17 protein-coding genes are annotated in these 14,940 nt (G+C 71.2%); 7 read left to right on the forward strand and 10 right to left on the reverse strand.

What is annotated here, in order from left to right; translation table 11 throughout:
• Positions 1–260: 260 nt before the first annotated feature.
• The 3 genes from FL583_RS37195 (at position 261) to FL583_RS37205 (ending at position 2,269) form a co-directional block, all read left to right on the forward strand.
• Positions 261–461: a hypothetical protein gene (locus FL583_RS37195; protein WP_142709613.1), complete on the forward strand. Its 201-nt coding sequence runs from the start codon at positions 261–263 to the stop codon at positions 459–461.
• Positions 462–506: 45 nt separating this feature from the next.
• The gene (locus FL583_RS37200; protein ID WP_142709614.1) at positions 507–1,697 is read left to right on the forward strand and encodes an AAA family ATPase; all 1,191 of its coding nucleotides are present in this window, start codon (positions 507–509) and stop codon (positions 1,695–1,697) included.
• Positions 1,698–1,765: 68 nt separating this feature from the next.
• Positions 1,766–2,269: an anti-sigma factor gene (locus FL583_RS37205; RefSeq protein ID WP_142709615.1), complete on the forward strand. Its 504-nt coding sequence runs from the start codon at positions 1,766–1,768 to the stop codon at positions 2,267–2,269.
• On the opposite strand, the gene galE is transcribed toward FL583_RS37205, so the two are convergent.
• From galE to moaC, 5 genes are all read right to left on the reverse strand, one after another.
• Positions 2,262–3,257, reverse strand: a complete 996-nt coding sequence (gene galE / locus FL583_RS37210; RefSeq protein WP_142709616.1) for a UDP-glucose 4-epimerase GalE — start codon at positions 3,255–3,257, stop codon at positions 2,262–2,264. The genes FL583_RS37205 and galE overlap by 8 nt on opposite strands.
• 76 nt (positions 3,258–3,333) lie before the next feature.
• The gene (locus tag FL583_RS37215) at positions 3,334–3,762 is read right to left on the reverse strand and encodes a molybdenum cofactor biosynthesis protein MoaE (protein WP_142709617.1); all 429 of its coding nucleotides are present in this window, start codon (positions 3,760–3,762) and stop codon (positions 3,334–3,336) included.
• A gap of 26 nt (positions 3,763–3,788) precedes the next feature.
• Positions 3,789–4,961: a molybdopterin molybdotransferase MoeA gene (locus FL583_RS37220; protein WP_142709618.1), complete on the reverse strand. Its 1,173-nt coding sequence runs from the start codon at positions 4,959–4,961 to the stop codon at positions 3,789–3,791.
• Complete coding sequence (locus FL583_RS37225; RefSeq protein ID WP_142709619.1) at positions 4,958–5,455, reverse strand: MogA/MoaB family molybdenum cofactor biosynthesis protein; 498 nt, start codon at positions 5,453–5,455, stop codon at positions 4,958–4,960. Before FL583_RS37225 ends, FL583_RS37220 begins: the two co-directional genes overlap by 4 nt.
• A complete protein-coding gene (gene moaC / locus FL583_RS37230; RefSeq protein ID WP_142709620.1) occupies positions 5,443–5,910 on the reverse strand; it encodes a cyclic pyranopterin monophosphate synthase MoaC in 468 nt (155 codons plus the stop codon). The genes FL583_RS37225 and moaC overlap by 13 nt, the downstream gene beginning before the upstream one ends.
• 57 nt (positions 5,911–5,967) lie before the next feature.
• On the opposite strand from moaC, the gene FL583_RS37235 reads away from it, so the two are divergent.
• Positions 5,968–6,861, forward strand: a complete 894-nt coding sequence (locus tag FL583_RS37235; protein ID WP_170324069.1) for a putative PEP-binding protein — start codon at positions 5,968–5,970, stop codon at positions 6,859–6,861.
• On the opposite strand, the gene FL583_RS37240 is transcribed toward FL583_RS37235, so the two are convergent.
• Positions 6,855–8,900, reverse strand: coding sequence for a hypothetical protein (locus tag FL583_RS37240; protein ID WP_142709622.1), 2,046 nt, complete (start codon positions 8,898–8,900; stop codon positions 6,855–6,857). The genes FL583_RS37235 and FL583_RS37240 overlap by 7 nt on opposite strands.
• Before the next feature lie 358 nt (positions 8,901–9,258).
• On the opposite strand from FL583_RS37240, the gene FL583_RS37245 reads away from it, so the two are divergent.
• Entirely contained in the window at positions 9,259–9,903 is a 645-nt protein-coding gene (locus FL583_RS37245; protein ID WP_205752794.1) for a DUF4383 domain-containing protein, read from the forward strand.
• Here the strand turns inward: FL583_RS37245 and FL583_RS37250 are convergent.
• Positions 9,896–10,729, reverse strand: a complete 834-nt coding sequence (locus FL583_RS37250) for a helix-turn-helix domain-containing protein (RefSeq protein WP_338081142.1) — start codon at positions 10,727–10,729, stop codon at positions 9,896–9,898. The genes FL583_RS37245 and FL583_RS37250 overlap by 8 nt on opposite strands.
• On the opposite strand from FL583_RS37250, the gene FL583_RS37255 reads away from it, so the two are divergent.
• Complete coding sequence (locus tag FL583_RS37255; RefSeq protein WP_142709624.1) at positions 10,637–11,077, forward strand: VOC family protein; 441 nt, start codon at positions 10,637–10,639, stop codon at positions 11,075–11,077. The two genes, FL583_RS37250 and FL583_RS37255, sit on opposite strands and share 93 nt — an antisense overlap.
• A 16-nt stretch (positions 11,078–11,093) precedes the next feature.
• Positions 11,094–11,471 (forward strand): hypothetical protein, encoded by a 378-nt coding sequence (locus FL583_RS37260; protein ID WP_142709625.1) that lies wholly within the window; start codon positions 11,094–11,096, stop codon positions 11,469–11,471.
• On the opposite strand, the gene dnaB is transcribed toward FL583_RS37260, so the two are convergent.
• The 3 genes from dnaB to FL583_RS37275 form a co-directional block, all read right to left on the reverse strand.
• The gene (dnaB, locus tag FL583_RS37265; protein ID WP_142709626.1) at positions 11,468–12,844 is read right to left on the reverse strand and encodes a replicative DNA helicase; all 1,377 of its coding nucleotides are present in this window, start codon (positions 12,842–12,844) and stop codon (positions 11,468–11,470) included. The genes FL583_RS37260 and dnaB overlap by 4 nt on opposite strands.
• A 352-nt stretch (positions 12,845–13,196) precedes the next feature.
• Complete coding sequence (locus FL583_RS37270; RefSeq protein ID WP_142709627.1) at positions 13,197–13,934, reverse strand: AAA family ATPase; 738 nt, start codon at positions 13,932–13,934, stop codon at positions 13,197–13,199.
• A gap of 34 nt (positions 13,935–13,968) precedes the next feature.
• Entirely contained in the window at positions 13,969–14,775 is an 807-nt protein-coding gene (locus FL583_RS37275; protein WP_142709628.1) for a CPBP family intramembrane glutamic endopeptidase, read from the reverse strand.
• Between the last annotated feature and the right edge of the window lie 165 nt (positions 14,776–14,940).

Here is a 14,940-nt window from a genome sequence, read left to right on the forward strand (position 1 = left end):
GAAGAGTCCCTTAGAGGCGGCTACGCGTCACACGACCCCCTCGCGCACCGGCGCTAGCATTTGGGCTGATATACAACGCTGCATAGTCGACCGGACAAACACCAACGAACACTGAACCGTTGGGCGCCGACCCGCGTGACCCGGGTCAGCGCGTCTGAACTGTCCGCCCGCGGGAAAGGGACTCATTCATGACCCACGCTGTTCCTCGTCCCCGCAAGCCCTCGGCTCGCACCAGCACGTCACGGCATCCGGTCACGCCCGTGCGCGCTGCAGATCGGCGAGCCCTGGTAGATCGTGTCCCGCTGGATCGACAGCCTCCGCTGCCGAAGCGGACGCCGGGCACCGCGCTGGACGACGTCCACCGGAACAGCATCATCCAGATCAACCGCGACGAGCCGGCCCCGGCGTCCGACCGGTGGTTCAAGGCCAACAACGAGGACGACACGCCTACCTCGATCTAACGAGATCTACGGCTTTCGCTAGAAACCCCGATACGGTCCTAGCGCATGGACCCCGTGCGTAACCCGTACGCCCCCGGCGCGGGCCAGCGACCGCCGGAACTCGCCGGACGCGACCGCGAGCTCGACCAGTTCGACGTCGTCCTCGAGCGCGTCTCCCGCCGACGCCCCGAGCGCTCGATGATCTGCACCGGCCTGCGTGGCGTCGGCAAGACCGTGCTGCTGAACGCCCTGCGGTCGCAGGCGATCGGCCGCCAGTGGGGTACCGGCAAGATCGAGGCCCGTCCCGACCAGCCCCTTCGCCGTCCGCTCTCGGGCGCGCTGCACATGGCGGTGCGCGAGCTCTCGTCCCACCACCGGGCGCTGGACCGGATCGACGACTTCCTCGGGACGCTGAAGGCGTTCGCGCTCCGCTCGAACCCGACCGGCGGCAAGCTCCGCGAACGCTGGCAGCCCGGCATCGACGGGCCGGTCGTCAGCGGGCGCGCCGACTCCGGCGACATCGAGATCGACCTGGTCGAGCTGCTGACCGACGCGGCCGAGCTCGCCACCGACGTCGGCACCGGCATCGCGCTGTTCATCGACGAGATGCAGGACCTCGGCGCCGAGGACGTCTCGGCGCTGTGCGCGGCCTGCCACGAGCTGTCGCAGACCGGTGCGCCGCTGATCGTCGTCGGGGCCGGGCTCCCCCACCTGCCCGCGCTGCTCTCGGCCAGCAAGTCGTACTCCGAGCGCCTGTTCCGCTACGTCCGGATCGACCGCCTCGAACGGTCGGCGGCCGACCTCGCTCTGCTCGCCCCGGCCCAGCGCGAGGACGCCACGTTCGACGAGGACGCGCTGGACGCGCTGTACGAGGCCGCCGACGGCTACCCCTATTTCGTCCAGGCCTACGGCAAGGTGACCTGGGACGTCGCCCCGCGCTCGCCGATCACCGCCGCGGACGTGAAGGTGGCCGCGCCCGAGGCGGAAGCCGAGCTGGCGGTGGGGTTCTTCGGATCCCGCTACGAGCGGGCGACGCCGGCCGAGCGCGAGTACATGCGCGCGATGGCGGGCCTGGACAGCGAGTCGGACGCGGTCTCCACGTCCGAGATCGCGATCTCCCTCGGCCGGAAGCCCTCGAGCCTCTCACCGGCGCGGGACAGCCTCATCAAGAAGGGACTGATTTACTCGGCCGAACGGGGGACAGTCGCGTTCACCGTGCCACACTTCGCCCGATACCTCCGCACCCAGCCGGCCTGAGTTTATTGAAAGTAGCGGCGACCGGGCAGAGTGAGCGGTGAAGACCTCACCCGGCTGGGAGTAGCTCGATGACCGACGTAGCGAAGGAAGCCTCCACCCAGAGGCGCCGACCGCTGACGCTGCTGCTCCTGGCCTGCGCGCTCGTCGTGTGCGCGGTCACGCTGACGCTCGAGGTCGAGGAACAGCGGGCCCGTGACCAGCGCAGCCTGATCACCGCCGAGCAAGACCGGCTGCAGCGCATCGAGACCGTGCTGACCGCGTCGGACGCGGTCAGCAAGCGCACGACGACGAAGACCGGCATCCGGCTCTCGACCGTGTTCTCCCCCGACAATCACGCGGCGGTCGTCACCTACACCGATCTGCCGGAGATCGAGCCGAAGCAGGCCTACGAACTCTGGCGCATCCGCAACGACGTGATGAAGTCGATGAAGATCCTGGCTCCGGACGGCCGGGACGGCACCGCGCTGGTGCTCGACCTGAACAAGGGTGACGCGGTGGCGTTCACCGTCGAGCCGGAGGGCGGCAACGGCCAGCCCACCGGCGAGATCGTGGTGGGTCTTCCGATCAGCTAGGGATCTCGTGCAGGCGCTGCGGACGAATCGCGGCCCACTCGAGTGAGTGCCGGATCCCGTCTTCCACGCCGTACTTCGGCTCCCAGCCCAGCAGCTCCCGGGCCAGCCCGTTGCGCGCGAACGCCCCGACGACGTCTCCCGGGCGGGCCGGCGCGTCCTCGTGCGGCAGCGGCTGACCGATGACCGCCTCGAACGCGTTCACCAGTTCGCGCACGGTGGTGCCGGTTCCGCTGCCCAGGCAGACGACCCGGTAGTCGTCGACGATCGCGTCGAACCGGCGCAGCCCCTCGACGTGCGCCCGGGCCAGGTCCCACACGTGGACGTAGTCGCGGATGCCGGTGCCGTCGCGGGTGTCCCAGTCGGTGCCGGTGATGCAGAACGTCACCTTGTCTTCGTAGGCCTGCACGAGCTTGCCCAGCGCGTGCGACGGCCGGGCCACCTGCAGCCCGGTGCGCAGCTGCGGGTCGGCGCCGATCGGGTTGAAGTACCGCAGCGACAGCGTCCGCAGCGGCGACGCCTTGGCCACGTCACGCAGCACGTTCTCGACCATCACCTTGGTGGTGGCGTACGGGCTCTGCGGGTCGATCACCGAGTTCTCGTCGACCGAGAAGTCGTCCTCGGTGCCGTACATCGACGCCGACGAGCTGAAGATCAGCCGCTCGCAGCCGTTACGGCTCAGGTGCTCGACGAGCTGGATCGACTTGGCGACGTTCTCCCGGTAGTACCGCAGCGGGTCGGCCATCGAGTCCGGGACGACGATCAGCGCGGCGCAGTGGATGACCGCGTCGATGTCCGGGTGGTCGGTGAAGATCCGGTCGATGAGCGCGCCGTCGGCGATGTCACCCTCGTAGAACGGGCGCCCCTCGGCGAATTCGCGCTTACCGGTCACCAGGCTGTCGAGGATGACCGGCTGGATCCCGCCGTCCAGGCAGGCCGAGCCGATCGTGCTCCCGATGAACCCGGCGCCGCCGGTGATCAAGACCTTCACACTCGAGTTCCTTCCGCCGTTTCGACGCCCGATGGTACTTGCACCGCGTTACAGGCTCTGGCGGAGTGCGAACGATTCAGGGGCAAGCGACCCATTCGTCCGTGCCGTCGGCGAACACCTGGCGCTTCCAGATCGGAATGCGCGCCTTCACCGCGTCGACCAGCTCCGCGCAGAGCGCGAACGCCTCGGCCCGATGGGCCGTGCTGACCGCGCAGGCCAGCGCGGTGTCGCCGAGCTTCAGCGGGCCGATCCGGTGACTCACCGCCAGCGCCTCGACGCCGTCCCGGGCCGCGAACTCGGCCGCGATCTGCGCGAGCACCTCACCGGCCGACGGATGCCCGGTGTATTCCAATTCGGTCACGGTGCGACCGTGGTCGTGATCGCGGACGACGCCGGCGAACCCCACGACGGCCCCGGCGGCCAGTGTGCCGACCAGGTGCTCGTGCTCGGCCGTCGAGATCGGTTCTTCAGTGACCTGAGCCACCACGACCCGGTTGCTGCTCATGGGAACCCATACAACCACCGGAACCGTCAGGTCGGCATGGGTACGAAGTCGGCCTTGGTACCAGCGAGCGCGTTATCACCCGGACGGACGATGACGAACCCGTCCGCTCCGGCGACTCCGCGCAGCATCGCCGAGCCCGCGTGCGGCAGCGTCACCGCGCCGTCGGGCGTCAGCCGCGCGAGCGCGAGGTGGGTGTCTTTCCCGCGCCCCGGGACGTCGTTGGCCAGCACCACCGACGACAGCGGGGGCAACGGCGACCCGCTCAGCCCGGCCAGCAGCGGGGCGGCCAGCGTCACCACGCCGATCACCGCCGACTGCGGGTTGCCCGGCAGCCCGACCAGCCAGCCCGCGCCCGGCCCGGGAAGCGTCGCGGTCAGCATCGGGAACCCGGGGCGCACGGCGACCGTGTCGACGACGTACTCGCCACCCAGCGCCGACAACGTGGGGTGCAGGTGGTCGACCGGCCCGTGCATCGTCCCGCCGGTGGTGAACACCACGTCGGCGGTGGCGGCCGCCTCGCGCACCGCGGTCTCGTGCGCCTCGAGCGTGTCCGCGGCCCGGGTGACGCCGACGACCTCGGCGCCCAGCCGACGGATCCAGCCCGGCAGCGACGGGCCCAGCGCGTCCCGGACCCGGCCGGCTCCGGGCGGGCCGCTGTCGAGCAGTTCGTCGCCGAACACCACCACCGCGACCCGCGGGCGCCGCCGCACCGACAGCACGTCGTGCCCGCACGCGGCGGCCAGCGCCAGCACGCCCGGCGTCACCCGGACGCCCGGCGGCAGCAGCACCTCACCGGCGGCCGCTTCCTCGCCGGTCTGACGCCACTCCTGCTTGTCGGGCAGCGCGGCGGTGACCCAAGCCCCGTTCTCGACCTCGGAGTTCTCCGAGCGGATCACGTGCTCGGTACCCACCGGCACCATCGCGCCGGTGGCGATCTCCACCGCGGTGCCCGGCGTCACCGTGATCTCGCTGGCGTCGCCGGCCAGGACCTGCCCGACCAGCCGCCACGGCGCCGGCCCGGCGATCGCGTATCCGTCCACGCTGGACGTGTCGAACGCCGGCAACGCGGTGAGCGTCACCAGCGGGGTCGCCAGCACCGCGCCGTCGGCCTCGGCCAGCGGCACCGGGCGGCTCGAGGTCGGCCTGGCCGCGCCGTGCACGGCCGCTCGAGCGTCGTCCCAGCTGATGGGGTGGGTCACGCGTGCCCTCCGGGGTGGTCTCCGCCGCGGAGCTGGTCGACGGCGTGCGGGAGGACCGGCCCGAGTACGGCCAGCCCGTCCTTCGCACCGCCGCGGGAACCCGGCAGATTGACGATCAACGTGCGACCGGCGACGCCCGCCAGGCCGCGGGAGAGCATGGCCGTCGGTATCCGCGGGACGGCGTACGCGCGCAGGGCCTCGGCGATGCCGGGCACCTGGTAGTCGAGCACCTCGGCGGTCACGTCCGGCGTCCGGTCCGTCGGGTTGATACCGGTGCCGCCGCTCGTCAGCACCGCGTCGACGCCGTCGGCGACCGCATCGCGCAGCGCCACACCGACCGGATCGCCGTCCGGGACCACGATCGGGTCGCCGACCTCGAAGCCCAGCTCGCGGAGCCCGTCGACCAGCAGCGGCCCGCTGGTGTCGTCGTAGACGCCGGCCGCGGCCCGGTTGGACGCGACGATCACCCGGGCGGTGCGGGTCACCGGTGCCATGACCCGGTCTTGCCGCCTTCTTTGGACTCGCACCGCACCGCGTCCAGTTCCGCGCCCGGGTCGACCGCCTTCACCATGTCGATCAGCGTCAGCCCGGCCGCGGCGACCGCGGTCAACGCCTCCATCTCGACGCCGGTCCGGTCGGCGGTGCGCGCGGTGACCGTGATGCCGATCTCGGTGTCGCTGACGTCGAACTCGACCGTCACACCGTGCAACGCGATCGGGTGGCACAGCGGAACCAGGTCGGGCGTGCGCTTGGCGCCCATGATGCCGGCCACCCGGGCGACCGCCAGCGCGTCGCCCTTGGGCAACCCGTCACGACGTAGCAGGCCGATGACCTCGGCAGTTGTCCGCAACAGGCCGGTCGCGACAGCGGTCCGGACCGACGCTTCCTTGGTGGAGACGTCGACCATCCGCGCTGCCCCGGCCGAGTCGACGTGACTGAGCTCGGGCATGGCACCAGAGCTTACTGTCCGTTCCCGGGTTGTACCGGCGGCGGTAGGGTCGCACCTGTGACTTCACCGCTACGTGGTCGGCTCTCGGACTCCCAGCCGGTCTCGTTGCTCGCCGAGCTGGTCGATCCGGCCGAGGCCGAGTCCGCGGTGGCGGCCGGCGCCGAGGGTGTCGGTCTGTTGCGCAGCTGGTTCGCCGTGCTGCCCGACGGCTCGCCCCGGTCGGTGGCCGACCAGCAGGCCGGTTACCGGCGGGTGCTGGCCGCGTTCCCGGGGGCGCGGGTCTCGGTCGAGGCGCTCGACCCGGGCGATCGCCAAGGTCCGTTCGGGGTGCGGGGCGTGCGGGCCCTGCAGGCCCGTCCCGATGTTCTCTCCGCCCAGTTGGACGCTCTGGCGCGCGCCATGCGGGAGACCGACGCCGACCAGGTGGACGTCGGCGTGGTGGTCGCCACCGTCACCGAGGCCGACGAGGCCACGTGGTTCCTCGAGGAGGCGCGGTACGCCGGGGTCGCGACCGCCGGTGTGCTCGTCGACCTGCCCGCTGCGGCCGTCCTGGCCGGTCCGATCCTGCGCGCGGCGTCGTTCGCGACCGTGGACACCGACGGGCTGACCCGCTACGCCCTCGGCGCCGACGGCGCGGCCGGCACCGGCCGCTGGGCCGACCCCTGGCAGCCGGCGTCGCTGCGGCTGGCCGAGCTGGTCGGGGCGTCCGGATCGTTGGCCGGTAAGGAGATCAGCGCCCGCGGCGCCGGCGTGGCCGATCCGCTGCTGGCCTGTGTCCTGATCGGCCTGGGCGTGACGTCGCTGATCCTGCCGGTCGACCGCCTGGCGTCGGTGCGCACCGAACTGGCCCGTCACTCGTTCGCCGACTGCCTGCGCTACGCGGAGCTGGCCACCCGGGCCGCCTCCGCCGAGGACGCCCGCCGCCGGGTCCGCTCAGCGGTCGATCACTGATCCATCCGCGTGTGGGTGACGAGCTCGCGTAAGGAACTTCCGGCGCCGATCCGTTGCCAGCGGCGTTGGGTCCAGGCGTGGAGCGTCCAGCCTTCGCGGGTGACCGCGGCCAGCACGCGGCCGTAGCGCTGGGCGACCTCGCGCAGCAGGGTGGAGATGCCGGCCTCGATCTCGACGGCCCGGCCGTGCTGGGCCGGGCTGAGCGGCTCGGTGCGGGCGACGTCGTGCTCGATGCCACCGAGGCGCTGCGGAAGCGCGGACAGGACGCGGCCGACCGCGTCGCCGAGCGTCAGGTCGATCTCCGGCGGCGCGTAGCGGCTCTGGGCACCCCGGTGGGTGACCGCCAGGCCCCAGCGCAGCCGGCCGCGCGAATCGGCGGCGATCGAGATCTCGGCCCGGGCGTCGACGCCCAGCACCGGGCGCAGCAGCGACTCCACCGGCACGTCACCCGGCGGCCGGACGAAGTAGACCAGCCGCCCGCCCGGGCGCCCCGCGGTCAGCCGGGCCAGGTACTCGGCGACGACCTCGCGCGGATCGGTCAGGTCGGTCGCCAGTACACCGTCCCGCGCCAGGGCCCCGATCGACCGGATCCCGTGGCTGCAGAGCCAGTCCACATCGGTGCCGAACGCCTCGGCCCAGGCCACCGCGGTCAGCTCCCGCGGCACCCGCGCGCAGCGCACGCCCTGGTCGTTGACGAAGAACTCGACGTCCGGTGCCTTCCCGATCCGCAGGTTCGTGGTCTGGCCACGCCCCTCCGAGCCGATCAGCGTCACGACCGCCCCGAGATGCACCAGCCGGGTGTCGTCACAGCCGGAGCAGTAGGGATCGGGTGCCCGCCCGACCCCCGCGCAGCGCGGGCAATCCGGCGTCGCCACGTCGTCCAGATAGGTACAGGAACACTCGCGCCAGGCGACGCCGGACACACAGCGCGCGCAGCGCTGGGTCGAGATCGGCGGGCCCAGCCACGGCGGGGTCTTCAGCTCGTCGACGCGGCCGACGACGCGCTCGACAGTGGACCGGACCTGGCCGGTCTGCTGCGCGGCCAGGAGCTCCCGCTCCTCGACGACGGCGAGCGCGGAGAGCTGCCAGCGACCGTCGCGCCAGGTGGCGCTGCCGCCGGCCGCGCCACCGGCGGTGATGGTGACCGCGGTGACGAGGTCCTCGACGGTCCAGGCCGACGTCCCGTCGCCGGCCGGCGGCGGGGGCGTGACCACCCAGTGCCCGGACGCGGTCGTCGTGCTCTTGGCCTGCTCGACCAGATCGGACGGCGTGTGCGCGAGTAAGGACTCGGCCAGCGTCGGCGTGCCCGGGTACCAGGCCTGGCCCTGGCGGGGCTGCGCACCCGGCACCTCGTAGGCCACCGACCAGAAGCCGTCCAGGTAGCGGACCACCAGGTCGAGCCGACCGGCGTCGGCGGCCCGGCGCAGCTCGGCCAGGCGCAGCTCCGGATCGGCCGCGGCCCGGACCCCGGCCGGGTAGCCGACGTACAGGTGCCAGCGGCGACGCCCGGCCCACTCGGCGATCGCGGCCTGCTCAGCGGCCGCCTTCTCGGCCTCGGACGCGGAGGGCGTCCACGTGTCGGGCAGGTAGATCGGGGTCGCCAGGTCGAGCGTGGACAGTGGGCGGTCGAGCATGTCGTAGAGCGTGTCGACGCCGACCCGCGCGGCCAGGTCGCCGACGATCGCCGAGAGGTCGATCATCCAGCGCCCGGGGCGGGCCTCCCACGGCACCGGCTCGAACGCGCCCGGGACCACCTGCACGGAACCGGTCTGCCCGGTGACCGCGTTCACGACCGTGACGACGCCCTGCGCGAGCAACGAACCGCCCTGGCGGCACGGGAAGCACATCACGGTGGTCTCGCCCGAGCCCTGGCAGATCTCACAGTCCGGGTACGGGTCCGAGTCGGACAGAAGCAGGCGGCCGCTCACCAGGAACTCGGTGCCGTTGTGCCGACAGGCGCACGGAGCGATCCTGAACCCGAGACCGTCGCACGCCGGACAGGCGATGAGCGCGGGCTCGACCGGAGCGGTGTCTGCCATGGAACCTCTTCGGGTTGCCTCGACCCTGACTCTCTCTACCGGCAGTAGACAGAGCGTATTTGAACGAGCGCTTCACCGTAGCGTTTGAAAAGGCGATACGGGAGGGGAATCTGTTAAACATTGCCGTACGTTTGGCAACCGTAGCCGCATTATTCTAATAAGTCCCGCTTTGGACATTTCTTTGTTTTAGGCCTTATTAAGGTTCTATCGGCTGTTCCGATGGAAGCGGGCCGGAGCGAGCTCGATTCCTCTGCATCAGACTGTGACACGGTTGTGTCACCCCCATCGGTTGCTCCGCCATCGGGTGCGGTTTATCCGGATATGGCACTATCGGTGTGAACTGACTCAAGGGGGCGCTATGTCTGGTCTGCCGAAAAACCACAAGCTTGGGCGGGTCTACCGGTACGGCGGGCTGTTCATCGGCCTGGTGCTGCTGGCGTTCGGGATCCTCGGTTTCGTCGACGAGTTGGACTTCTTCAGCACCGACGGCCGCGACATCGCCGGCCTCTCGTCCAATGGCGCGCTGTCGCTGATCTCGGTGGTCGTCGGCGTGTGCCTGCTCGGGTGCGCGGTCGTCGGCGGCAACACCGCCTCCTGGGCCAACATGTTCTTCGGCGGGGCGTTCATGCTCAGCGGCCTGGTCAACCTGGCCGTGATGCGGACCGACCTGAACTTCCTGGCCTTCCGGATGAGCAACGTCATCTTCTCGTTCGTCGTCGGCACCGCGCTGATGACGTTCGGCATGTACGGGCGCGTCAGCGGCACGCTGCCGCCGGACAACCCGTACTGGCGGGAGCGGCACGGGCTGCCCGCCGAGGTCCAGGACGGTGAGGACCTGGAGCTGGAGGCGCGGCTCGGGGCGGCCACCGACGGCGACCGGGGCGTCGACCCGCGCAACATGGCCGGCATCGGGCAGCACGCCGACCCGACCGGAACGCCGAAGGCCGTTCTCTCGGGCGGCCCGATCCTGGCCGGCGCCCCGCCGCAGCCCCCCGCTAAGTGAGGCCGCGCTCCCGCAGGAGCTGACCAGGGGCCAACCCGGTGAGCGCCCTGATCTCGCGGGACGCGTGCGGTTGGTCGGCGTACCCGGCGGCGGCCGCGGCCGAGCTGATGCCGGCCTCGGCCGCGCGCAGGAAGTCGTGCAGGCGGGCGACCCGCTGCAGGGTCTTCGGGCTCAGGCCGGTCTCGGCGTGGACCACGCGGCGCAGGTGCCGGGACGAGTAGCCGGCCCGGTCGGCGACCGCGTCCACCGACGGGGCGCCCGGCGCGGTCAGCATCCGCACGATGCCGGCCGTGGCCCGGTCCGGTTCGGCGTTCCCCCAGGTGTGCGCCAGTTCGACGTCGCTACCGGCCCAGATCTGCTCGGCGACGGTCCGGGCGGTGGCAGCCCCCAGCACGTCGTCGAGATCGACCGACTGATCGGTGAGCTCAGCGACGTCGGTATGAAGGGCAGTACGGACCGCGTACGGGTGGAAGCGCAGGCCGCGGATCAGCGTGCCGGCCGGCAGGCGGGGCAGTTCGACGTGCGTGGGCGGGCCGACGAGCAACGCGCGGCCGTCCGCGGTGACCAGGATGTCGGCGCAGTTGTCGGGGAGCACCCGCTGGACGTGCGGGGTGTCGCCGACGCGCTGCTCCCACCGGCAGCGCACGACGTGCTCCAGGCCGGTGGCCGGACGCTCGCGGTAGTGGCCGTTTTGTTCAAGACCGGGGCCGGGCCGCGCGGCAGAGTGGTCGGCATGGAACAGAAGCTGAACGTCATCTCGCTGGGCGTGCGCGATCTGGACGCCACCCGCCGGTTCTACGTCGACGGGCTCGGCTGGAAGCCGCACCTGGACGTGCCCGGGGAGGTCATCTTCCTCCAGGTCGGTCACGGCCTGCTCCTCTCGCTGTGGGACCGCGAGGCGATGGCGGCCGAGGCCGGCGAGGTTCACCGGGGTAGCGACGCGGCGCCGATCACGCTCGGGCACAACGTCGGCTCCGAGGACGAGGTCGCCGCCGTACTGGAACGTGCCACCGCAGCGGGCGGATCAATCCTCGTGCCGGCCGAACGTCGGGCTTGGGGCGGAGTGTCGGGGTATTTCACCGACCCGGACGGCTTCCGCTGGGAGGTCGTCCACAACCCGGGCATCGTCTTCGGCGACGACGGGACGATCACTTTCGCGCCGCTGCCCGGGTAGCGGCCACACTGCAGGGGTGACTCCATCCTCTCCGTACGGGCCCGCCTCGTTCGCCGAGGTCTATCCCGACGTCGTGGCGGCCGGCAGCCTGGCGACCGCGCTGGGGCGGGCCGCCGCTGACGCCGGGCTCGACCTGGGCGAGATCCAGGCCGCCGACCCCATGGTGGTGCTCGAGTGGGCGGAGGTCCGGAGCGTGACGCCGGAGGGCCGGCCGCTCTGGGTCCGCACGACGCCGTTCGAGCGGGTCTTCGGCATCGACGGCCGCTCGCACGACGGCCAGCGGCTGCGTGGCGGCACGTCGGACCTGACCGAGGTGGCCCGCGCGGCCGCGGCCTGGCGCAGCGGCGCGACGTTCGAGGAGATCCGCCGGGCCGCGGCCTTCTTGCTGCCCTAGACCCCGGTGCTCATGTCGACAAATCGACTGAAGTGACCCTGGAAGGCGACCGTGACCGTGTCCGTCGGGCCGTTACGGTGCTTGGCCAGGATGAAGTCGGCCTCGCCGGCCCGCGGGGACTCCTTCTCGTAGTAGTCCTCGCGGTGCAGGAGGAGCACCATGTCGGCGTCCTGCTCGATCGAGCCCGACTCACGCAGGTCGGAGAGCTGGGGGCGCTTGTCGGTGCGCTGCTCGGGGCCGCGGTTGAGCTGCGAGGCCGCGATGACCGGCACCTCGAGCTCCTTGGCCAGCAGCTTGAGCCCCCGGGAGAGCTCGGCGACCTCTTGCTGGCGGGACTCGACCCGCTTGTTGCCGGACATCAGCTGCAGATAGTCGATGACGACGAGCCGCAGGTCGTGGCGCTGCTTGAGGCGCCGCGCCTTGGCCCGGATCTCCATCATCGTCATGTTCGGCGAATCGTCGATGAACAGCGGCGCCTCGCTGACCTCGCCGATGCGGCGGGCCAGCTTCGTCCAGTCGTCTTCCGAGAGCTGGCCGGACCGCAGGTTGTGCAGCGGCACCCGGGCCTCGGCCGAGAGCAGACGCATCGTGATCTCGATCTTCGACATCTCCAGGCTGAAGACGCACGAGGTGAGCTGGTGCCGGATCGACGCCGACCGGGCGACGTCGAGGCCGAACGTGCTCTTACCGAGACCGGGCCGGGCGGCCACGATGATCAGCTGGCCCGGGTGCAGGCCGTTGGTGAGCCGGTCGAGGTCGACGAACCCGGTCGGGACGCCGCTCATGATGCCGCCGGTGGCGCCGATGGCCTCGATCTCGTCCATCGTCGGCTGGAGGAGCTCTTCGAGCACCGTGTAGTCGTCGCTGGTGCGCTTCTCGGTGATCTCGTAGACCGCCTGCTGCGCCATGTCGACGACGTCGTCCACCTCACGGCCGGCGCCGGCCGCCGAGCCGTAGCCGAGCTGGACGATGCGGGTGCCGGCCTCGACCAGGCGACGCAGGATCGCGCGCTCGGCGACGATGCGGGCGTAGTAGGCCGCGTTGGCCGCCGTGGGCACCTGCTGGATCAGCGTGTGGACGTACGGGGCGCCGCCGACCCGGGCGAGCTCGGCCCGATCGGCCAGCGCGGCCACCACCGTGACCGGGTCGGCCGGCTCACCGCGGCCGTAGAGATCGATGATCGTGTCGAACACCAGCGCGTGGGCCGGCTTGTAGAAGTCGTGCGACCGAACGATCTCGACGACGTCCGCGATCGCGTCCTTGGAGAGCAGCATGCCGCCGAGGACGCTCTGCTCGGCCGCGAGATCCTGCGGGGGCGTGCGATCGAAGTCGCCCGATGGCGCGTAGGCCTCGACCTCGTCGCTGACGGCCACTAGCGTCCCTCCCCCGGCCCATCTCGGTGCGTTCGAGTACGTCGTACCGGATGGGTCTGACAGTTCCCGGTGAGCCGGGTGAGACGACGATAGAAAGTCGCGGGGCTAGCGGACAAACCGTCCTGTGCACAGGCCTGTGGACAACCCTGTGGAAGAGTGGGGGTAACTCTGTGTGCGACCTGTGCAGGACGGTGTGAACTTGGCGGTATCCACGTTCGCCGTAGGGGGTTCTACCTGCGAAGACAGAGTCCACCGGGTGTGCACATGAATTACCTGGCGAAAAAGTGGGCTGCGTGGTGACTTACAGTAGGGCTTCACATCGCTGCGTACATGTTCTGTCCACAAGCCCTGTTTACGGGCGCCGGGTATCCGGGGCCAGCAGGATGCGGCGGGCGGTGTCGCGGGTGATCGTGTGGACTTCGGCGAAGCCGGGCTCGCCGGCGTCGGTGATCGGGCGTAAGCGGGCCCAGCGACGCCAGTGCTTCTGCGCCGACCGGCGCGGCACCTTCCGGCCGCGCACGCGCTGCCCGTCGAGCGACTCCTCGAGCGACACGTTGATCCAGAGCAGGATCGCCGGCCGCCGGGACAGCCGGGCGACGAGGCCGAGCAGGCGCCTGGCCCAGCCCCGGGTGGCCGTGTCGTGCAGGATGATCGTCTTCCGCCCCGGTAACGCCAGCAGCAGCCGGACGTAGTGCTCCAGGTAGACCAGCGGCCGCCAGACCCGGTAGGCGCGACGTCCGCCGAGGAACCGCTCCCACCGCGTCCGGATGTCCTCCGGATCGCGCACGCTGAAGATGCCCCGGGGTGACGTCACCCGCAGGCGGTGCAGCAGCGTGCTCTTCCCCGCCCCCGGGACGCCACCGACGACGACGAACCCGCGGTAGGGCAGCTCGATCCGGGGGGCGTCGCTGGGGTCCGGCTCGGGCGGTCCGAGGCGGGCCGGGTCACGACGAGCGGCCGACCGGGTCTGAACGGAGGCGGGCCGAGCATCGGGCGCAGCGATCGGGTCGGTGGTGAGCTGGAATTCCGGGGTGGGGGTCGGAGGGGCGAGGAACAGGGCGGATGAAAGAACGGCGGTCCCGACTCTCATGCCTTCCAGTGTGCACACGCAGGCCAAGAGCAGGCTAAGGCAGCCACGAGAGGTGCGGTTTGAGGAGCGTGTAGCCGACGAACGCGGTCACGTCGATCAGCGTGTGCCCGATCACCAGCGGCCAGAGCCGGTTCGTACGCTGCCAGAAGCGGCCGTAGACCAGGCCCATCAGCAGGTTGCCGAGGAAGCCGCCGAAGCCCTGGTAGAGGTGGTACGAGCCGCGCAGGACGGCCGCGCTGACCAGCGAGGTGTTCTCGGCCCACCCCAGCTGCCGGAGCCGCGTGATGAAGTACCCGACGACCAGGACTTCCTCGGCCCAGGCGTTGCCGAACGCGAGAATGATCAGTACGGGCGCGCGCCACCAGACGTCGTTCAGCGCCGCCGGCACCACGGTCAGGTTGATGCCGATCGCGCGGGTGATCAGATAGAACGCCAGACCGGGCAGCCCGATCAGCGCGGCCAGCCCGGCGCCGCCGGCCAGGTCGCTACCGACCCGCCCGCGCGCCAGCCCGATCGCCCGCGGTCCGATTCCCGACCGCCAGAGCAGGTAGAGCCCGAGCCCGCCCCACACGCCGAGCTGGGCCGCGGAGACGAGTTGGTAGGCGAGGTCGATCAGGTTGGCCGCGGCCCGAGGAACGTTGATAGCGACCGTCTGGTCGGCGAGTGGCTCGGGTCGGAGCAGCGAGTCGAGGAGCGAGAGCAGGCTCCGGACGCCGGAGAGGCCGAGCGTGAGCGCGAAGACGAGGAAGACCTCGGTGGCCAGGGCTCGTCGTTCGGATGGGTCGGTGACGAGGGTGGGCTCGGGGGGCCGAGCGGGCACCAGGAGACTCCGCACGCTCACCGCAGCAGCGTAACCATGCCGTTCTGTGGTGCTGCCGTTGGCGGCTCGGTGACGCAGGAGTCCTGGGGTGACCCGGGCTCGGCGGCGCGAGAGTCTGTCTGGGCGGATGCGGGGGTGAGGCGGTGGCCTACTGCCGGGATCCGAAGGCCGGGAGCGCTGGGCCGC

Origin of the sequence: Cryptosporangium phraense (genome assembly GCF_006912135.1) — a bacterium.
GTDB lineage: Bacteria > Actinomycetota > Actinomycetes > Mycobacteriales > Cryptosporangiaceae > Cryptosporangium > Cryptosporangium phraense.